At 74.4% G+C, this 19,814-nt stretch carries 17 protein-coding genes; 13 read left to right on the top strand and 4 right to left on the bottom strand.

Going from position 1 to position 19,814, the window contains the following annotated elements; translation table 11 throughout:
* Positions 1–160: 160 nt before the first annotated feature.
* The 11 genes from O4U47_RS17695 to O4U47_RS17745 all read left to right on the top strand — a co-directional run bounded on the left by O4U47_RS17695 (position 161) and on the right by O4U47_RS17745 (position 12,745).
* Positions 161–973: an alpha/beta fold hydrolase gene (locus tag O4U47_RS17695; protein WP_270678993.1), complete on the top strand. Its 813-nt coding sequence runs from the start codon at positions 161–163 to the stop codon at positions 971–973.
* A 7-nt stretch (positions 974–980) separates the two neighbouring features.
* On the top strand, positions 981–2,231 hold the full coding sequence (locus tag O4U47_RS17700) for an LLM class flavin-dependent oxidoreductase (protein ID WP_270679009.1): 1,251 nt from the start codon (positions 981–983) through the stop codon (positions 2,229–2,231).
* 331 nt (positions 2,232–2,562) lie between these two features.
* Positions 2,563–3,309, top strand: a complete 747-nt coding sequence (locus O4U47_RS17705) for a hypothetical protein (RefSeq protein ID WP_270678994.1) — start codon at positions 2,563–2,565, stop codon at positions 3,307–3,309.
* Positions 3,306–3,788, top strand: a complete 483-nt coding sequence (locus O4U47_RS17710) for a hypothetical protein (RefSeq protein ID WP_270678995.1) — start codon at positions 3,306–3,308, stop codon at positions 3,786–3,788. The genes O4U47_RS17705 and O4U47_RS17710 overlap by 4 nt, the downstream gene beginning before the upstream one ends.
* 135 nt (positions 3,789–3,923) lie before the next feature.
* Positions 3,924–4,691 (top strand): hypothetical protein, encoded by a 768-nt coding sequence (locus tag O4U47_RS17715; protein WP_270678996.1) that lies wholly within the window; start codon positions 3,924–3,926, stop codon positions 4,689–4,691.
* Between the two features lie 7 nt (positions 4,692–4,698).
* On the top strand, positions 4,699–7,182 hold the full coding sequence (locus O4U47_RS17720) for a hypothetical protein (protein ID WP_270678997.1): 2,484 nt from the start codon (positions 4,699–4,701) through the stop codon (positions 7,180–7,182).
* The gene (locus O4U47_RS17725) at positions 7,169–8,212 is read left to right on the top strand and encodes a hypothetical protein (protein WP_270678998.1); all 1,044 of its coding nucleotides are present in this window, start codon (positions 7,169–7,171) and stop codon (positions 8,210–8,212) included. The genes O4U47_RS17720 and O4U47_RS17725 overlap by 14 nt, the downstream gene beginning before the upstream one ends.
* On the top strand, positions 8,209–9,507 hold the full coding sequence (locus tag O4U47_RS17730) for an OmpA family protein (protein WP_270678999.1): 1,299 nt from the start codon (positions 8,209–8,211) through the stop codon (positions 9,505–9,507). Before O4U47_RS17725 ends, O4U47_RS17730 begins: the two co-directional genes overlap by 4 nt.
* 9 nt (positions 9,508–9,516) lie before the next feature.
* Complete coding sequence (locus tag O4U47_RS17735; RefSeq protein ID WP_270679000.1) at positions 9,517–11,055, top strand: hypothetical protein; 1,539 nt, start codon at positions 9,517–9,519, stop codon at positions 11,053–11,055.
* Positions 11,052–12,146 carry a hypothetical protein gene (locus tag O4U47_RS17740; RefSeq protein WP_270679001.1) on the top strand — a complete coding sequence of 365 codons (1,095 nt, stop codon included), beginning with the start codon at positions 11,052–11,054 and terminating at the stop codon, positions 12,144–12,146. The genes O4U47_RS17735 and O4U47_RS17740 overlap by 4 nt, the downstream gene beginning before the upstream one ends.
* Positions 12,143–12,745: a Pycsar system effector family protein gene (locus O4U47_RS17745; RefSeq protein ID WP_270679002.1), complete on the top strand. Its 603-nt coding sequence runs from the start codon at positions 12,143–12,145 to the stop codon at positions 12,743–12,745. Before O4U47_RS17740 ends, O4U47_RS17745 begins: the two co-directional genes overlap by 4 nt.
* 48 nt (positions 12,746–12,793) lie before the next feature.
* Here O4U47_RS17745 and O4U47_RS17750 read toward each other — a convergent pair whose 3' ends face one another.
* Both O4U47_RS17750 and O4U47_RS17755 read right to left on the bottom strand, forming a co-directional pair.
* Positions 12,794–13,636: a GNAT family N-acetyltransferase gene (locus O4U47_RS17750; protein ID WP_270679010.1), complete on the bottom strand. Its 843-nt coding sequence runs from the start codon at positions 13,634–13,636 to the stop codon at positions 12,794–12,796.
* Positions 13,637–13,870: 234 nt separating this feature from the next.
* Positions 13,871–15,553 (bottom strand): alpha/beta hydrolase, encoded by a 1,683-nt coding sequence (locus O4U47_RS17755; protein ID WP_408638991.1) that lies wholly within the window; start codon positions 15,551–15,553, stop codon positions 13,871–13,873.
* Between the two features lie 133 nt (positions 15,554–15,686).
* On the opposite strand from O4U47_RS17755, the gene O4U47_RS17760 reads away from it, so the two are divergent.
* Entirely contained in the window at positions 15,687–16,151 is a 465-nt protein-coding gene (locus tag O4U47_RS17760) for an Lrp/AsnC family transcriptional regulator (protein ID WP_270679004.1), read from the top strand.
* Positions 16,152–16,175: 24 nt separating this feature from the next.
* Here O4U47_RS17760 and O4U47_RS17765 read toward each other — a convergent pair whose 3' ends face one another.
* On the bottom strand, positions 16,176–17,885 hold the full coding sequence (locus O4U47_RS17765; RefSeq protein WP_270679005.1) for a flavin monoamine oxidase family protein: 1,710 nt from the start codon (positions 17,883–17,885) through the stop codon (positions 16,176–16,178).
* Between the two features lie 73 nt (positions 17,886–17,958).
* A complete protein-coding gene (locus O4U47_RS17770; protein WP_270679006.1) occupies positions 17,959–18,771 on the bottom strand; it encodes a carbon-nitrogen hydrolase family protein in 813 nt (270 codons plus the stop codon).
* A 286-nt stretch (positions 18,772–19,057) separates the two neighbouring features.
* On the opposite strand from O4U47_RS17770, the gene O4U47_RS17775 reads away from it, so the two are divergent.
* Positions 19,058–19,814: hypothetical protein (locus O4U47_RS17775; RefSeq protein ID WP_270679007.1), on the top strand; the 757-nt coding region annotated here is incomplete at its 3' end.

Raw genomic sequence — 19,814 nt, forward strand, 5'->3', positions numbered from 1 at the left:
CACGGCCAGCCCCGGGATGGTCCTTTCACCACGCTGGATGCGCGAACCGGCCTGGGGCGATTGATCGGGCCGATGGGGACGGGTTACCGTGAACGGGACCGAAAAACTGAAACATGTTCTGCTTTTCGACCGCCCGCACCCCTCCCCCGCGGGAGCGTCCATGGCCTTCACCGACCTCTCCGACGTGCGGCTCTTCCACACCGACGACGGCCCGGCCGACCCCGGGCGCGCCCGTACCCTGCTGCTCGTGCACGGCTGGGGGTCGGACTCCCACGAGTGGGTGCACCACATCGGCCCGCTGGCCGAGCGGTACCGGGTGCTCGCCCCCGACCTGCGGGGACACGGGGCCTCCTCGGTCCCCGACACCCCCTGCACCCCCGCCGCCATGGCCGCCGACCTCGCCCGCCTCGTCGAGGACGCCGGCGCCGCACCGGTCGCCGCGGTCGGCCACTCCATGGGCGGGCAGGTGGTCAGCCTGCTCGCCGCCGACCGGCCGGACCTGGTCGGTGCGGTGGTGACCGTCGACCCCGGCTACGGCTTCGGCCCCGCCGAGACCGACCCGCTGCCCGCCGCCGTGCGCGCCCTGAACGGGCCCGACCCGGTCGGCACCGCCCTGGCCCTGGACGCCTGGAGCACCACCCCCGCCACCCCCGGCTGGATCCGCACCTGGCACGAGCGGCGGCTGCGGGCCGCCCGGCCCCGCGTGCTGGCCGAGGCCTTCGCCGGGATGTTCACCGACCCCGGGGCGATCGGGCCGCGCCCCGCCGCCCAGCGGCACCTGGCGCGGCGCCCCCAGCCCGCGCTGTCGCTGTGGCACCACCCCGGGCGGGCCGCCTGGGAGCGCCCGCTGCTCCCGCCCGGCTCCCGGGTGGAGTGCTGGGAGGGCGCGGGGCACCGGCTGCACGAGGAGCGGCCCGCCGAGTTCCTCCGGGCGCTGGAGGGCTGGCTGGCCGGAACCGACCACGAGAGGTGAGATGGCCGTGAAGTTCAGCCTGTTCATGAACCCCCAGATCCCCGGGTCCGGCTACGCCGCCGAGGAGAACGCCCGCGCCCTGCGCCCCATCGGCCGCGACCCCGCCTCCTACCAGGCCCTGCTGCACGAGGTGCGGGAGATCGCGGTGCACGCCGACCGGATCGGCTTCGACGCGCTGATGCTGACCGAGCACCACTTCCACTCCGAGGGCTTCGAGTTCTCGGTCAACCCGCTGATGGTGCTGGCCGACCTGGCGGCGCGCACCGAGCGCATCCTGCTGGCCCCCCTGGGGCTGGTGCTGCCCGCCTGGGACCCGATCCGCGCCGCCGAGGACGTGGCCCTGCTCGACCACTTCTGCCAGGGGCGGCTGCGCCTGGGGGTGGCCCGCGGGTACCAGTCGCGCTGGGCGGACGTGCTGGGCCAGCGGTGGAAGTCGCGGGCCGCGCGCAGCGACGGCTCGCGCACCGACGACCGCAACTTCGACGTCTTCGGCGAGCTGCTGAAGATCATGAAGATGGCCTGGACGCAGGAGACGCTGCGCTACCGCAGCGACGTGCTGGACTACCAGGTGCCCGACCCCTACGAGGGCATCGAGGGCTGGCCCGCCCAGGAGTGGACGCGCACCTTCGGGGCCCCGGGCGAGCTGGATGAACAGGGCCGCGTCCAGCGGGTGAGCGTGGTGCCGCGCCCCTACCAGGACCCGCACCCGGAGCTGTGGCAGCCCTTCACCGTCAGCGACCGGTCGGTGGTGCGGGCGGCGCAGGAGGACATCCTGCCGTGGATGTTCACCCCGCTGCCGGGCGAGCACCGCAAGAAGGCCGAGCTGTACCGGAGCGTGGCCGCCGAGCACGGGCGCGACTACCGGCTGGGCGAGCACACCGGCATCCTCAAGATCGTGGGCATGGCCGACACCCGCGAGGAGGCGATCGCGACCTACGGGGCCAAGATGCACAAGGACTTCGCCTCGTTCTTCGGCCCCTTCGGGTACCTGGAGGTGCTGCGCACCGAGGACGACGACGCGGCCGCCCCCATCAGCCCGGAGAAGGGCGACTTCACGCGGATGGCCGACGTGCAGATGGCGCTGATCGGCGGCCCGGACGACGTCAAGCGCGGCATCGAGGCGATGCTCAAGGAGATCCCCGACCTGGAGTGGTTCGGCCTGTTCATGCAGGGGCAGCAGGGCGTGCTTCCGCTGGACACGGTGAAGCGCAACCTTGAGATGTTCGCCGAGCACGTGATCCCGGAGTTCCGGGACTGAGCCCGGATCCCGGTGGGGCGGCCGGAACCGGCCGCCCCACCGGACGCACCACCGGACGGCCCGCCCGCCTCCGCACGCCGCGCGGGCACGCAGGGCAGCGCTGGGCCGCTGGGCAAGGCGGTCACCGTTGGTCCGAATCGCCCCGTTCCCGTCCTTCTTCCCCTCGGGAGTGAGCCGTACGGCCTCCTGCGACCCGGGGACACCCATGCCGGAAATGGGCCCTCTTCCCCCTGTTTTCGGGGGTTTCTGCGGGCGATAATCGACTGCCCCGACCGCCGGGCCCGCCCGGCAGGGAGCCGCCCGGACGGCCGGACAACTGAAGAGGAGCGGCATGGAGCTGGAACGCGTCGTCATCGGACTCGTCGCCGCGCTGCTGCTCCCCTACTCCCTCCCGGCCGTCCGCCCCCGGCCGCTGCTCGCGGTCCCCCTGACCGTCCTGTACGCGGCCTACGCACTGGCTCCGGCGCTGCTCTCCCCCGCCGCCGCCGTGCTGCTGCCGCTGACGGCGGCCGCGTCCTGGGGCCTGTGGCGGCTGGCCCGCACCGACGCCCACATGCAGGGCTCCCCCCGCATCCTCATCTCGCGCTCGGTGGCCGGGACCATCTTCGCGCCGCTGGGGCTGACCCTCGCCCTGGCGGGCACGGCCGCGGCGTTGCACACGGGGACGAAGGTCCTCACCGGGGCGCGTGATCTTATCCTGGACGATAGAACGGCGATCGCGGTGTCGGGGCTGCTGATCGCCACGTTCATCGGAGGGGAGGTCGTCACGCACACGCTCCATCCGTTCTACGCCGAACTGAAGAAGGCGGAGGCGGGGGAGATGGAGCCCCTGAAAGGGGCGGGAACCGCCATCGGATGGCTGGAGCGGTCCATGACCTACGCCCTCACCGTCGCGGGACGGCCGGAGGCCATCGCGGTGGTCGTCGGCATCAAGGCGCTTGCGCGCTTCCCCGAACTGCAGAGCAACCAGAAGCGGTTCGCCGAGTACTTCCTCATCGGCTCGATGAGCAGTATCGGCCTGGCCCTCCTGATCGCCGCGGTGATCCGCATCGTCTTAGGAGAGAAGGCACTCGGGTGACACGGCAGCACGCACTCCTGCACAGCCATCCCCTCTTCGTCGACCTCGCCCGCCTCGGCCTGCCGGCCGACGACTACATCATCGCGGGCAGCGGGCCGCTCCTGGCGCGCGGCATCCGCACCGACATCACCGACCTGGACGTGGTGGTGCGCGGGCGCGCCTGGGACATCGCGCGGATGCTGGGCCCGGTGGTCACCGCCCCCTGGGAGGGGGTACAGCGCGTGGTGCTCCACGGCGGCCGCCTGGACGTGCTCAACGGCTGGTTCCCGTCCATGTGGGACCTGGACGAGTTCATCGAGACCCGCGAGTACATCGACGGCCTGCCCTTCGCGCCCCTCGACCGGGTCCTGCGCTGGAAGCGCCGCCTGGGCCGGGCCAAGGACATCGCCGACATCAACGCGCTGATGGAGTACTTCGACCCGGAGGTGGGCACCGTCGCCCGCGCCCCCGTCCCGGCCGAAGGGCCCTCCGCCCCGTGAGACCGGTGAGCTCCAGGTCTCTTCCGAATTGCCGATAAACCCGCCATTCGTCCCCGGCCTTCCGCCCATAGTTGCCTCCGAGAACCGCGAATCGGCTTCCGGTTCAGGAACAACGTGGGGAAAGGACGGGACGGAATGGGCGGAAGGCTCCCCGAACGCACGCGTCGGCTCATCATCGCCACCGACGCCGAGGCCTACAGCGCACGGGACTACACCGGGCAGGTGCGCCTCCAAGAGGACCTCCACAGGGTCCTGGAGGAGGCCTGCACCAACGGCGGCCTGGACCGGGCGTCCTGGGACCTGCAGGAGCAGGGCGACGGGGAGATCGCGGTGCTCCCCGTCGGAACGCCGGAGGACGCCACCCTCTCGGCCTTCCTCGACGGCCTGGCCCAGGCGCTGCACCACCACAACCGGCCGCTCAACGACGCCTACCGCGTGCGCCTGCGCGTCGCCGTCCACCAGGGGCTCGTCGCCGACGGCCGGAACGGGTTCGTCGGCGCGCCGGTCAACGAGGCCTGCCGGCTGCGCGACTGCGACCTGGTCCGGGACGCCCTCGCCGACGCCCCCGGCGCCGACTTCGTCACCGTGCTGTCGCGCTCCCTGTACGAGGACGCCGTCGCCGACGGCACGGTGGGCCTGTACCGGTGGCCCTTCAAGCGGGTCGACATCGAGATCCCGGCCAAGGCGTTCCGCGCCGAGGCCTGGCTGTGCGTCTCCTCCGACCCCCCGGCCCCCGAGGGCTCCGCGCCCCCGGCGGACTCCCCCGGGAAGGCGCCGGACACCGAAGCGGGGCCGGGGCGCGCCGCCCCGCCCCGCTCCTCCCCGACGTTCAGCGTCACCGGAGGCGACATGACCTTCGGCGACCACCACGGCGACAAGACCAGCATCAACAACATCCGCTGAGCGCGCCATGGCACAGGACGCCGACGAGCACCCCCGCCAGCCGCCTCCAGAGTCCCCGCGCCCAGAGGGGACCCCGCCCGCCGGAGACACGGGCGACGCCACCGGCCCCCCTGCCCCCCGCCGATCCGAGCAGACCGAGGATCCGGGGGCAGGAGCCGGACCGGCCGACGAGCGGCACACCGATCCGGCCGAGGAGGAGTTCCGGGCCTCCGCAGCCGAGCAGCGGCGCCGCGACAGCAGGTACGCCCGCACGAGCGGCGGGGCGTTCACCGTCACCGGCGGCGACATCACGCACGGCGACCACCACGGCGACAAGTTCACCTACAACGTCTTCGCCCAGCGGGAGGGCTCATCGGCCCGGATGGGCGCCGTCGGCAAGGTCGGCGCGGCGCTCGCCCTGCGGGTCGAAGCGGCGAGCGACGCCGAGCTGTCGCGCTGCCTGAATCGGGACCGGATCGTCCTCCTGCGCGGCCCCGAGGATTCCGGTCGGACGACCTCCGCGGTGTGCGCACTGGCGCAGCAGTGCGCCCCCGCCTCGGAGCGGCCGATCCGCACCGTCCCCCGCTCCACGGACCTGCGCCGCCTCGCCGACATGCTGGGGGACTCGGAGAACGCGGCCTGCGGGTACGTGCTCGACGCCTCGGACGCCCCCTGGCTCGCCGACGCCACCGCCGCCGAGCTGTCAGCGCTCTCCTCCGCCCTCGAAGGGCACGACGCGCGCCTGTGCGTGCTGGTCGACCGGGACGACCCCGTCGGGCACCTGCGGTACCGGCCCGTCGAGCACACCCCCGCGGACCTGCGGGGCGTCCTGGAGCGGACCCTCGCCACCGCCCTGCTCACCGGCGGGGCGGCGCCGCCGCAGGACCGGGGGGCCGTCGACGCCGCCGTCGCCGAGCGCGCCCGGCCCGTGCTGGAGGAGGCCGAGAAGCGCTCCTCCTCGGTCCGGATCTGGGCCGAGACCGCCGACACCCCCGAGGACGCCGCCGCCCTGGGCGGCTTCCTCGCGGCGCTCGCCGACCCCGGGGACGCCCTCCCCGAGGACACCGACCGCCGCGTCGGCGAGGTGCGGGCGCGGCGGCTCGCCGACCGCGCCCGCGCCCTGCTGCGCAGGACCTCCCGCCGCCGCTCCCCCGTCGACCAGGCCTACGTGATCACCACCGCCGTCCTGGACGGCTGCCCCCTCGCCAAGGTCATCACCGCGGCCGAAGACCTGGCGGCACGGCTCCACCGTGCCGAGCGCCCGAACGGCCCCTGGCGGCGCGAGGCCTTCTCCCTGCCGCTCAACCACCGGCTCCGCCACGTCGACCTGATCGCCGACGACGGCGGCGGCCCCGGCGACGCGGCCGACCCGCCGGGCGACACCACCGTCCGCCTCAAGCAGCCCGACCTGTGGACGGCCGTCGTCGACCTGGTGTGGATCGACCATGAGGCGGCCCGCAGGCCCCTGCTGGAGTGGCTCGCCCGGCTCTGCGAGACCTCCGGGGACGAGGACGTCGGCATCCAGAACGGGGTCGAGCTGGCCCTGGCGCGGCTCGCCGCCGAGGACTTCGACGAGATCTCCCGCACGGTCCTGGAGCCGTGGGCACGGCGCCGTCCCGCGTTCAGCACGGGCGGTGCCGGGTCCGACGCGTACACCCACTGCCGCCGCGTGGCGGCCTGGGTGCTGGAGCGCCTCGTCGTCGAGACCCGGCAGAAGTCCCGCGCGCTGGGCCTCCTGGACCGGTGGATGCGGTCGAACGACATCCCGCTGCGCCGCACCGCCGTACTCGCCTACGGGTCCCGGGTGGCGTGCAGGGTTCCGGACACCGTGTTCGCGACCGTCAAGACGGAGCTCGCCCGCATCGCCGCGGACACGCGCCGCGGCAGGGACCCCTTCGGGACCCTGATGCGCACCGTGCTGGTCGCCGAAGCGCTGGAGGGCGCCTACGACGCGGGGATGCGCGCGAGCACCGTGGAGCTCGTCGCCGACGAGGCCGGCGCGGCGCGCCCGGGTGCGGCCAAGGCGGCGCTCATCGCCCTCATGCGCATCTGCCAGCTCCGCGGGCGCCTGCCGGGGGCCGAGGCCGGAGCCGCTCGCGGCCCCCACCCCGACCTGCTCATGTGGTTGGACGCCCCCTGGCCGGACCCGCCTTCGGACACGTCGGCGCCCGCCCGGCCGAACGACCGCCCCGACCCGTCGAAGCCGCTGGCCGGGATCGCCCGGCTGTGGGCCGCGGCGCTGCTCGACGACATCCACGGGCCCACCGCCTGGCGGATCCTCCTGCAGTGGGACACGGCCGCGGGCCCCGCCGCCGGAGACGGGACGGCCGTGACCGCCCCGGGGCGGCGGGCGCGCATGGACGAACTCCTGGCCCACCTGCGCAGGGTCCCCGACCTGCGCGAACTCATCGACCGCTATGAGCGGGTCCGCGCCCGCACCGCCCGCACGCGTCGGCCCCGCGGCGGGCCGGACGCGTCCCCCGGAGAGGAGGCCACCGATGGGCCGACCTGACCAGCCGCGCGACCCGGCCACCGGCCGCTACACGTTCGGACGCGCCCGCCCCGACGAGGGGCCGGGCCTGTTCCGCCGCCTGATGGACCGCCTGTTCGGCGGCGGAGAGCCCGACGACCGCCCCGGCTGGTTCCCCGACGAGCCGGAGGAGCCCGAGACGGTCCACCTGGAGATCTCCGACGATCTCGAACAGTTCGCCACACCGGCCCGGGACGACGCCTTCACCTTCGACGTGCGGATCAGGGTCGCCTGGAGCGCGAGCGTGACGTGCGCCGACCCCGGGGAGCGTCGGGAGATCGAGCGGGCCGTGGAGGCCTTCGTCGACGAGCGCAAGGCCTCGGTGCGCGGCGAACTGATGAGCAGGGTCCGGCCCCTCGGACGGCGGCTGGCCCCCTACCAGGCGGCCGATCTGGAGCGGCTGATCAACGAGGACAACGCGCGCGAGCACTTCCTGATCCCCCGGCGGCCCGAACCGCCCCGCCACGGACCGGCCGCGCGCCCCGGGCGCGACCGCGCGCTCCTGGACGCCCCCTACGAACTCGTCGACGCACAGGTGCACGCCTGGGTCGACCCTTGCGACGCGGTGCGCCGACTCGTGCAGGACCAGTGGGTCGAGCAGACACGGCGGGCCGGCCGCCAGGCCCTCGCCGTGCAGGAGGTCGCCCGGCTCGCCGAACGCCAGGAGTACTGGCACGACCTGTTCCTCCGGACCCTGCAGCGGATGGGCCGTGTGGACGGGGCCCAGGCCGACTGGGTGGCCGTCGACGCCCTGCGGATGGCCACCGATGCCGACGCCTCCCCCGGCGGCGCCGAGGCGGTGCTCCGGGACGCGCTGGACCGCCGCACCCGGGAGGGGTCGCAACTGGCACAGCAGCTCGCGGGGATGATCGACGCCGCCCGGCGGGACGAAGCGGGCCTGCTGGAGTTCGCCTTCGCCAGTGACACGGCCCTGCGCGCGGTCCTCGAACACCTCGGTGTGCCCGTGGAGCAGATCGAGCGGGCCCGGGAGAAGGGGGACCTGGAGGGATGAACACCACGAGCGTGCGGGCCACCGCACTGGACCGCCTGGTCCCGGCCGCCGCGGCCGCCCTCCTCCTGCCCGCGGCGTCGGCGTGCTTCCCCGACCCGGTTCCGGCCGCGGGCGCCGTGCAGTGCGACTCGGTCTTCTCCTCCGGCGGGGCCTCCGATGCACCGGTGACCGCGGAGGTGGTCGTCCTGATCGACGTCAGCGCCTCGATGTGGACCGATCAGGGGTACCCCGGCCTCGCCGAGCGGATCGCCGCCGACGCCGTGGACGCCGACGTCTTCGGGGCGGCCGACCAGCGGCGGCTGTCGGTCGGCCTGTTCGGCGGCCCCGGTGCGCCCGCCTTTCCGCTCGACCGGGTCCCGCTGCCCGAGGCCGTCGGCCTGGCCGACGGACGGCAGGCCACGGACCGGCAGGCGGTCACCGAATGCCTGGAGAAGGAGCTCGGAGAGCGGGTCCCGGGCGAGGGGGCGCAGCGCCCGGGGAGCGACATCCTGCGCGCGCTGACCGCCGGGGCCGGACGGTTGGAGGGGAACACGGAGGACGGGAAGGACGGAGAGGACGGGGAGGACGCCGACCGGCGGCTCCTGGTCTACACCGACGGCCTCGCCAACACCGGGTGCCTGGACATGGAGCGCTACTTCGGCGACGGCCTCGGCTCCGAAGAGGTGGCGGCCGACTGCGCGGCCTCCGGCGAGGACCGGGGGCTGGACCTGTCCGGCATCGACGTGCGGCTGCACCTGCAGGACACCGGGGCCGAGGCGCGCGACTCCTCTCAGGACGCGGCGGTGCGGAGCTACTGGGAGCAGGTGTGCGCGGCGTTCGGCGGGACGGAATGCCTGGAGCAGGCGCAGGCGCCGGGAGGTTACGTGGACGCCGCGGAACCGGGCGCGGAAGACCCGGAGGTCGCCCTGCCCAGTGCCGAGTTCCCCGACCGGGGGACCGTCTCCCTTCCGTCCCAGCTCCTGTTCGCCTTCGACTCGGCGGTCCTGAGGGACGAGGCCGAGGAGCTGCTCGACGAGGCCGCCGCGCACCTGCGCGGGGACGGGGCCGAGGCGCCGAGTGTGACGGTCACCGGCCATACCGACAGCAAGGGCGGCGACGACTACAACGAGGACCTCTCCCTGCGGCGCGCAGAGGCCGTCGCGGACTACCTGGAATCCGCCGGATTCGCCGAGGTGAGCGTGGTCGGCGAAGGCGAGCGGGACCCGGTGTGCGAGGGCGACTACCAGGACGGCGAGCTGCTGGACGGCGCGTGCGCCCAGGAGAACCGCCGGGTCGACATCGAGATCGCGGACTGAGGGGGCACGATGCCCGGAAACGACGACTTCCCCGGCGGGTGGGGGCCGAACGGCCCGAGAGACCCCGGCGGCCCGGACGGCGGCGGGAGCCCGCAAGGGGACTTCCCCGCACTGCCCGGCGACGGGTTCATCCCGCTCTCCTTCCACCAAGGGGCATGCGGGTGCCCGCTGGAAGACGCGGTGTCGGGGCGGGGCCACTTCCCGCCCGCCGACGCGCCGCACCTGGTGGCCAACCACGAGATGGCGCACCAGTTCAGCGCCTCGTTCAACGCCACGCGCATCATCGTGAACCGCGGCGCCGAACTGGGCGCGTTCATCAACACCGTCACCCAGACCGCGGCGGCCGCCGACGGGGCGCTCAACCGGCTCCGGCTCCACGTGCGCGGCCGCCCGCTCAGCCTGGCCCGGCGGCGGCTGGACGAGCTGGACCGGGTGTACGGGGCCCTGCCGCCCGCCGACCGGGTGCGGCCCGGCCTGCCGCTGCGCATCGCCACCTGGGCGGCCATCGCCGCCATCGGCCTGTTGGAGGCCTGGTTCCTGCACCGGATCGCCGTCGACGCGCTCGGCGTCCCGGTCGGCGAGTGGTCCTCCGTCCTGGCCTGGTTCATGGGGCCGATCCTGGCGTTCCTGCTCTTCGCCCTGGGACGCCTGCTGTCGTCCCAGGTCTTCGCCCATCGGGCGGACTTCTGGGCCCGCCGCGGCGACGCCGCCCCGGCCGGTCCCGACCCCGACGCCCCCGACCGCGCGCTGCGCCGGGCCGGCCGCGGCGCCGCGCGGTTCGTGCGGTCCTGGCCGGCCGCGCCCTGGATCGCCGTCGGCCTCATCGCGCTCATCTGGATGGGCTACCTCTTCCTCCTCCTGGCCAAGTTCCGCGTACTGATGGCCGGGACGGGGCCCGGGGAGGCCGCGCTGACGATCCCTCCCTGGGTGTTCATGGCCCTCTTCGGCACCTTCGCGGTCGGCGCGGTGGTGCTGGAGTACATGGTGCACAACCCCTACATCACCGCCCGCGACCGCGCGGAGGCCGACTACGGCCGGGAGCTGCGCGCGTGCGACCGCCTGTGCGAGGCGGTGACGGCCCGGGTCTCCCGGCACCGCCAGGCGCACTCGACGCTGCGCTCGCGGCGGGACGAGCTGCTCGCGATGGCGCGGATCGAGGTCGTGCGCGCCTGGCAGTGCGTCAACCTGCCCTCCCGGTTCGTCCACGGCCGCTCGGGCCCGGTGGCACCGGTCACCGCGTCGCCGACCGACGTCCTGCCCGAGGACCCGTTCCCCGACCGGCTCTCCCCGGAGCAGGTCGCCTCCTACTTCCGGGTCTTCCGCGACGTGGACACCCCGGCCCCCGAGCTCGCGTCGCTGTGGGAGGCGGGGCGGGTGCTCGGCGAGCACGCGCCCGAGGCGTACGAGCGGGAGATCCGGGACCTCGTCGACGGGCTCGCCCGCGACGCGGAACCGGAGGCGGGCCGCTACCGCTCGCCCTCCCGGGACGCGGACACGGGCGGCGTCCCGGACGGCGGGGACCCCGACAAGGAAGGGGCGCACCTGTGACGACGACCGACGAAGGCACGAGCGGCGTCCGAGAACAGCCCGCGCCGGAGCCCGCGGGCAACCGGTACCGGCTGGCCGAGACCGCCAAACGGCTGTCCCGCACCTACGCCGACGCCGAGGCCGCGCTCGACGCGTTCGAGGACGGGCTCCCTCCCCAACAGGCGGAGCCGACGCAGACGGCCGCCCTTCTCTCCCCGGCGCCCTCGCCCCTGCCGGGGTTCCCGGCCCCCTCCGGGGGCGAAGGCCGGAACGCGGGCGCAGACCGGGCGCCGCGCCGACGGCGGATCGGCGCCGTCCTGCCCTTGGCCGCCCTCCTCCTGGGCGCGGTGGTGGTGGTCTCCGGGGCGGGGCTGGTCGAGGCGGTCGTCGACGCGCCCGGGCTGCGCCCGGTGCTGGCGCCGGTTCCCGGGCTCCTGCTGTTGGTGTGCCTGCTCGGAGCGGGTGAGCACATCGCCGCCGGGCGCACACGCTGGGGCCCCGCCCTGCTTTACGGCTCGGTGCTCGCTTCGGCCTGTGCCCTGGCAGGGCTGTGGGGGCACTCGGTGGCACCGCCCGGCCCCACCGCCGTCGGGACGGCGGTGGGCGCCGCAACGCTGACGGCTCTGGCCGGTGCGACCTGCCTCGCGGCCCAGCGGCGCTCGGCCGCGGCCGCCCGGGACGCCCACGGGCCGGTGGCGCCCTTCGTCGACGGCTCGGCGGTAGTGGACCGGGTGCGTACGCGGCGGCGCGGTACCCGGCTGCACCGGCTGCGCGACCGGGCGCGCGGGGCGGTGCACACGCACGTTCGGGCATGGGAGGACGTCCACCACGAGTGCCTGCGCCTGGCCGACCCGCGCTCTGAGAGCGCGCCTTCGGTGGTCGCCGCGCTCAACGAGCTGGGGGCGGTGGCGCCGCCCGGCTCCCGTACGCCGCTGCCGGGCGAAGCGGTCGACTTCGCAGGTCTGGGCGGCGGGAACACGGCCGCGACGGTGCGGTGTCTGGCCCGGTACCACCCCCGCGACCTGGAAGAGCGCCTCGACGAGCTGCGCCGCCGCACTCCGGCTCCGGCCCCTGAGGGTGCGGAGCGGGTACCGGGGGCGGAGGAGCGGTGAGCGCACGCCGGACACCGCCCGCCGCTCCCCCGCACCCCCCGCCGCCCGGCCCCTTGGCGCTGCTCCTGGGACGCGCGGCCCTGGCGCTGCACTCCGCCGCCTCCCTGCGCGGGTCACGGCGGTCACGCGCCCGCGCCCTCGTCGCCGACGCCTACGCGGAGATCAGGCACGCCGATCAGAAGGCGGCGATCCTGCTGGCCGCCTCGGGCGTCGTGGTCGGGGCGCTCCTGGGCGCGGCCCTGGCCGGGGAGTGGTCCCCCGGTGACCTCCGCGCCCCGTGGGACCGGGTCTTCTGGGGCGGGTGCCTGGCGTTCGGGGCGGCGACGGCCGCGCTCGCCTGGGCCGTCTACCCGCGCCTGCCGACGGCACCGCGGCGGTCGGCGCCGACGGCCGTGTCCTTCCTGGACGTCGAGCGCATCGGCACGGACACCGAGCTCAGCACCGCCCTGGACCCCGACCTGGCGGCGCTCCTCGGACACCTGCGCACGGTCAGCCGGATCGTCCACCGCAAGTACCGGCTGCTGCGCGCGGGCATCGGACTGATGGTGGCCGCCTTCGGCCTGTTCACGGCCGCGGCCGTCGGGGCCGCCGTGGCCTGAGCGGTCCGGGGCGCCGCCCCGGTCGCCGGAACAGGACCTCAGAACAGGTCAGAACAGGATCGACATGACCTCGCCGACCTCGCGGAAGCCGACGCGGTCGTAGACGGCGCGCGCCGAGGTGTTGAAGTCGTTCACGTACAGCGTCACCCGGGGGGCGATGTGCTCGCGCGCCAGGCGGGCCACGGCGGCCATGCCCGCCACGCCGTAGCCGTGGCCCCGCAGCTCCGGGTGGACCCAGACGCCCTGGACCTGGCAGGCGTGCGGGGTGACGGCCCCGACCTCGGCCTTGAAGACCACGCGGCCGTCCTCGATGCGGGCGAAGGCGCGGCCGCCGCGCACGAGTTCGGCCACGCGGGACCGGTACAGAGCGCCGCCGTCGCCCGCGTCCGGGGGCACTCCCACCTCCTCGGTGAACATCGCGATGCAGGCCGGAAGCAGCACGTCGAGCTCTTCGGGCCGCACCCGGCGCACGCGCGGGTCGGGGTCGGGGCGCGGGGCGCCCATCAGCTCCAGGACCGGCTGGCGGTCGCGGATCGCCCGCGCCGGGCCCCAGGACGGGCCCAGCCGCTCCCACAGGTCGGTGACGGCCGGGATCGGTCCGACGATCGACGAGCAGCGGCGGCCGCGCCAGCGCGCGTGCTCGGCGAACTGCCGTACCGCCGTGGGACCGGCGTCCACCGGGACGAGGTTGGCCCCGGAGTAGCACAGGGAGCTCAGCCGGCCGTTCTCGATGTAGCCCCACACCTCGCCGCCGAGGCGGGCCGGGTCCAGACCCGAGGCGCGCAGGCGTGAGCTGACGAAGACGTTGCCCACGGGGTCGCGGTCGAGAAGTGCGTGCACGTCCTCGGTGTCGCGCCGGTCGAGCACGCGAACTGAGGAGGTTCGCAGCACCCGCATCACCCCGCCTGCCTTCAGCCGCCAACCGCCCGCGGGCCGCCTTCAGCCGGCCTCCGGGCGCCTTCGTGTGTACGAGTCCGCCCCGCGGCGGACCGCGCCGCGCCCCGGTTTCCAGACTATGCGACCGTACGGTTTCGGTCGCTTTCCGCCCCCGCTCAGCGCGCCTGGCGCGAGGCGCGGTGCTCGGCTCGGGGCCCGGGACCGGACAGGACCTGAGGGCCGATACCTCTAAGGGCCGATCAGCCGCACCCGCTCCTCACGATCGACCTCGGCCGCGCTCTGCGGGAGCTTCGCCTCGGGTTCGGGGCCCGCCTCGCACACCAGGTCGGCGGCGCGCCCGGCGGCCCTGTAGGGCAGGACCCCCTCGCGCAGGTAGTCGGCGACCGCCTCGTCCACGCAGGTGTTCCCCGCCAGGGAGACACCGTGGCTGAGGCCGCCGTCCTCGATCACCAGGCGCGCACCGGGGAACCGGCCGCGCAGGGCGTAGGCGCCCTCGACGGGCGTCGGGCCGTCCTCGGTGGCGTGCACCAGCAGCGGGCCCCGGTCCCCGGCGCCCCGCTCGTTCCCGGCGGCCCCGACGTTCAGCCAGGCGCCCGCCTCGGCCGGCCACGCCGCGCACGGCGCGTTGTACCAGATGTTGTTCCACCCGGTGGCGGGCGCCTCCGCGGCGGAGCGCTCGGCGGCGTCCCGCCAGACGGGCCACGCCGTCGGCCACGGGGAGTCGGTGCACTGGGTGGCCAGGTAGGCGCCGTACCCGGGCTCGTCGCTGGGCCCTTCGCCGAAGCGCTCGGACGCGTCGACCAGGGCCGCCTCGTCCTCGCCCGAGACGTGGTCGGAGAGCGCCTCGGCCAGGCGCGGCCACACCGCCGCGGCGTAGGCGGCGGAGATGAAGGCGTTCTCGTACTCGGTCGGCCCCACCACGTCTCCGGCGGGCTCCTCGGCGAGCTCTCCGCGCACGCGGAAGTAGGTCTCCTCGACCGCTTCGGCGTCGGCCCCCAGGCCGTAGACGTCGTGGTGCCGCCCGGTCCAGTCGAAGAAGTTGCGGAGGGCATCGTCCAGGGCACGGCTCTGCCGCAGGTTGCTCTCGTACCAGGGGCGGCCGGGGTGGACGACGCTGTCGAGCACCAGGCGTCCGGCGCGCTCGGGGTACAGGGTCGCGTAGGCGGCGCCGAGGTAGGTGCCGTAGGAGTACCCCAGGTAGTCGATGGTGTTCTCGCCCAGGGCCCGCCGGATGCGGTCGATGTCGTGCGCGCTGTCCTCGGTCCGCATGTGGTCGAGCAGCTCTGCGTTCTTCTCGCCGCACGCCTCCGCGTAGGCCCGGGTGCGCTCCAGCAGCGCGCGCTCGTCCGCGCGGGACGCGGGCACCGTGTCGGGCCGGACGGGGTCGAAGTAGGACTCGTCGCAGGTGACCGCGGGGGTGCTCGCCCCGGTCCCCCTGGGGTCGAACCCGACCACGTCGTACTGTTCGCGAAGGTCGTCGGGCAGCTGCTCGGCGATCCGCAGGGCCCATTCGCGACCGGCGCTCCCGGGGCCGCCCGGGTTGACCAGCAGGACGCGCGACGCATCGGCCGCCTCGCCGTCGGCGGCGCGCGCGGGGACCCGCGACAGGGCCAGGCGCACCGTCTCGGCCGCGCGGGCGCCGGCGCCGTCGGACCGCGCCGTCTCCAGCGGGACCTCCAGTTCGGCGCAGTCGGCCCCGGTCTCCTCGACCCTCTCGGCCGTGAGGTCGTCGCAGGCGCCCCATTCCAGGGACGCCCTGCGCTCCCCTCCGGTCCCGTCCCCGTCCGTGTCCGCGGCCGCCGCGCCCTGCGCGGGCGCCGCGAGCGCGAGCAGCAGCGCGGCCGGCACGGCCGCGGGAACACCTTTCGCCCCCACCGCACACCCCTCACCCTCGGTGACACCACCGATCATCCCTGTAACAACGCCGGATGGGGGGAAACGACACGGCCGATCCGCTCCGGGCGCCGGACCCGCGCCGCGGTGCCGGTGGGTAGCATCGGTCAGGCCGGGCCCGGACGCGCCCGGCGCGACGTGAGGAGCAGGGTTGGATCGGGTCGATGAGCGGATCGTCGCCATTCTCGGCGCCGACGCGCGCGCGAGCTTCGCCGACATCGGATCGGCCGTGGGGCTGTCCGCATCGGCGGTGAAGCGCCGCGTCGACCGCCTGGTGGAGTCCGGCGCGGTCCGCGGGTTCACCGTCGTGCTGGAGCCGTCCTCGATCGGGTGGACCACCGAGGCGTTCATCGAGGTGTACTGCCGTCCCCGCACCTCCCCGGCGGAGATCCGGGCCGGGCTGTCGGGCTATGCCGAGGTCACCTCGGCCTGCACGGTGACCGGCGAGGCCGACGCGATGGTGCAGGTGCGGGCGCGGGACATGCAGCACTTGGAGGAGACCATCGAGCGGATCTGCGCCGAGCCGTTCGTGGTGCGGACCAAGAGCACGCTGGTGCTGTCGCGGCTGGTCGACCAGCCGATGCTGGCCGGGTCCGCCGAGGAGCGCCCCGCCTGAGACCGGCCCGACGGCCGGGGCCGGTCAGTCCTCGGGCAGCTCGACCGGGGCGATCCCGTCGAAGACGTCGCCCGGACCGGGGTTGGCGGGGTCGGTGGCGCCGCCGAAGTGGTTCATCACGCCCCACACCGCGTTCAGTGCGGTCTGTACCGCGCCCTCGGCCCACCCGGCGGTCCAGGAGACGTCGTCCCCGGCCAGGAACAGGCCGCGGTGGCGCGGGGCCAGCCGGTCCTGCTTGAAGTGGGTGAACAGCCGCCGCTGGTAGCGGTAGTGGCCGGGCAGGTTGGCCTTGAAGGCGCCCATGAAGTACGGCTCGGCCTCCCAGGACACCGTCACCGGGTCGCCGGTGATGTGCGAGCGGATGTCGACGTCCGGGTAGACCTGCGCCAGCGAGTTCAGCATGACGTCCATGCGCTCGTGCGCCGACAGCGGCAGCCACTTCAGCGAGTCGTCGCACCAGGTGTAGGAGAGGCAGATCGCCGCCGGGCCGTCGTCCTGGCCCTCCAGCAGGTAGGTGCCGCGGGTCATGCGGTCGGTGAGCGTCATGCTCATCGCGTCCCGGCCGGTGGCCGGGTCGGTGTCCCGCCAGAACGGGCGGTCCACCGGCACGAACAGCTTGGAGGACTCCATGTAGTGGGTGCGCTCGATCGCGGTCCAGTGGTCGATCGGCAGCAGGTCCTCGTCGCAGGCGATCTTGCTGAGCAGCATCCAGCTCTGCGCGGTGAACACCGCGGCGCGGTAGGTGCGGATGGAGCCGTCGGCGTCGGTGACGGTGATGTTGCCCGCCGGGTCGCCCGGGGCGGCGGTGCGGCGCAGCGCGGTCACCCCCGGGCGCGGGGCCCCGCCGTGCAGCGAGGCCAGGGTGGTGCCCTGGTCCCAGTGCACGAGCTTGTCGGGGGCGTGCTCCCACAGCCACCGGGGCAGCTGCTCGCTGCCGCCGACGATGCTCAGGTGGTCGTCGTCGGCGCCGGTGTAGGTGACGCGCAGGATCTCCAGGATGGAGTTGGGGAAGTCGGTGTCCCAGCCGCCGGTGCCGAATCCGACCTGGCCGAAGATCTCCCGGTGGCGGAAGGAGGCGAAGGCCGGGGAGTCGCACAGGAACCCGTAGAACGTCTGGTTGTCCAGGCGCTCGACCATCTCGTTCCAGATGCGCTTCATCGCGGGCACGTCGCGCTCGCGGATGGCGCGCTGCATCTCGGTGTGCCGCGCCCCCTCCTCCAGGGTGGCGTTCCACGCCCGCGCGACCTCCTGGTAGACCTCCGGCAGGTCGTCGGTGGTGCGCGCGTAGTTCGCCTCGCCCTTCAGGTCGACCACGGTGCTGGGCGTGGAGGGCGCCAGCGGGTTGGGGAAGGGCACGGTGCCCAGTCCGGCCCGGTCGATGTAGTGGAACAGCGAGGTGGAGGACGGCGGGAAGCGCATGGCGCCCATCTCGGCGACCACGTCGTCGGGGGCGCCGTCGAAGCGCTCGGTGCGCAGGCGGCCGCCGAGCCGGTCGGCCTCGTAGACGACGGGGCGCAGCCCCATCTTCATCAGCTCGTAGGCGGTGACCAGGCCGGACAGGCCGCCGCCGATGACGGCGACCTCGGTGCCGTGCGCCTCGGGCGGCACCGACCCCAGGCCGGCCGGGTGCTCCAGGAACGCGTCGTAGCCGAAGGGGAAGTCGGGGCCGCACATGGTCAGCGGGCGGCGCTCGGTGCGCTCCTCCGGGACGGCGGTGGGCACGGCGGACGTCATTCGGGGATCCTCCTTGCGGTGGCGGGCGGCCGACGGCGGGCGGTCGGCGGCGGGCGGCGGCGGGGCGCCCGGGTCAGGCGGTGAGCGAGCCGTACAGGTCGGGCCTGCGGTCGCTCAGGTAGGTGGTGGCGCCGCGGGCGTCCTCCAGGGCCGAGCGGTGCAGGTCGGCGATGAGCAGCTCCTCACCGGCCCCGGCCCGCACCGCCTCGGTGCCGTCGGGGGCGACCAGGGTGCTCAGCCCGCAGTAGTCGAGGGCGCCCTCGGTGTCGCAGCGGTTGACGTAGGCCAGGTAGAGCTGGCTCTCCATGGCGCGGACGGGGACCAGCGCGGTGGCCACACCGGTGTGCGGGTGCATGAGCGCGGTGGGGACGGCGAGCAGCTCGGTCCCGGCCAGCGCGTGGGCGCGGACGGCCTCGGGGAACTCCACGTCGTAGCAGATGAGCAGGCCGACCCGGACGCCGCGCAGCTCGGCCTGGACGACCGCCTCGCGGCCGGGGCGGAAGGCGTCCCGGTCGAGGTCGCCGAAGAGGTGGGCCTTGCGGTAGGCGGCCAGCGGCGCGCCGTCGGCCCCGACCAGGCGCACCGTGTTGTACACGGCGTCCCCGTCGCGCTCGGGCTGGCCGTACACCAGGGCGATCCCGGCGTCGGCGGCGATCCGCGCGACGCGGCGGCCGATGGGCCCGTCCAGCGGTTCGGCCAGCTCGGCGGTGCGGGCGCCCAGGTTGTAGCCGGTGAGCGAGCACTCGGGGCCGATGAGGAGGTCCGCCCCGGCGTCGGCGGCGGCGCGGGCGACGCGCTCCAGCCGCGCGAGGCCGTCCGCGGCGTCCCCGCTGCGCCCGGCCCCCTGGTCCAGGGCGATCCGCAGCACGGGTCCGGTGTCCGGCATCCCCCACCCCTTCCACAGAGAACGGCGCGGACGATCCGCACCATGAGCCCGATCTACTGTAGGCGCACGGATCGACGAATCCATTGCAGGGACTCAGGGGATATGTTGCGTTTTTTTGAGGTTCTCCACCCCTTCATTGCACACGCCCCCTCTCCCACAACCGAGGAGCGCCCCACCCGGTCCCACCTCGGGACTCAGTGGTCACAGCCGGTATCGGTCGGCACCTATCACGATGGATTCCGAACAGTGCACACATGTTCGACCACGCCCGGTTAGCGTTCCCCTCATGCCCAGCGCAGAGCACGAGCTCCCCCTTGAGTTCGTCCGCAACAACCCCGAGATGACCGCCGTACTCCTGAAGGAGGCCTTCGGCTTCAAGATCCCCGACTACGACACCGCACGGACGGTGTCCGGCGACTGCGCCGACCTGGCGCCCAAGGATTACCGGGGCGACGCGGTGGTGTCCTTCACCGAGGACGGCGACCGGAACGTCTTCGCCGTGGTGTTCGAGGTCCAGCGCAAACCCGACCAGCGCAAGCGCTTCTCGTGGCCGGTGTACCACTCGACGGTCCGAGCACGGTTGGAGTGCCCGACGGCGCTCATGGTGCTGTGCCCGGACTCCGCGACCGCGGATTGGGCGCGCTTCCCCATCGACACCGGGCACCCCGAGTACGCGCTCCGCCCCCTCGTCGTCGGCCCGACCGAGATTCCGGTCATCACCGATCCGGCCCGTGCTCGGGAGCAGCCAGAGCTCTCGGCCCTGTCCGCCCTGGCCCACGGGGGCGACGATGCAGGCGAGGCGGTCCTGGCCGCCTACGCCGAAGCACTCTCCGTACTGCCCCGTGACCGCGGTCCGATCTATCATGACTATGTGCTCAACGGGCTGTCGGAGACGGCCCGAGCTTTCTGGGAGGCACTGATGGCGACCGACACCTACACGTTCAAGAGCGACTTCGCCCGCTACTACATCGCGACCGGCGAAGCCCGTGGGGAGGCCCGTGGGGAAGCCAAGGCTCTGCTCTGGCTACTCGAAGCCCGAGGCC

The organism is Nocardiopsis suaedae (assembly GCF_027706745.1).
Taxonomy (GTDB): Bacteria; Actinomycetota; Actinomycetes; order Streptosporangiales; family Streptosporangiaceae; genus Nocardiopsis_A; species Nocardiopsis_A suaedae.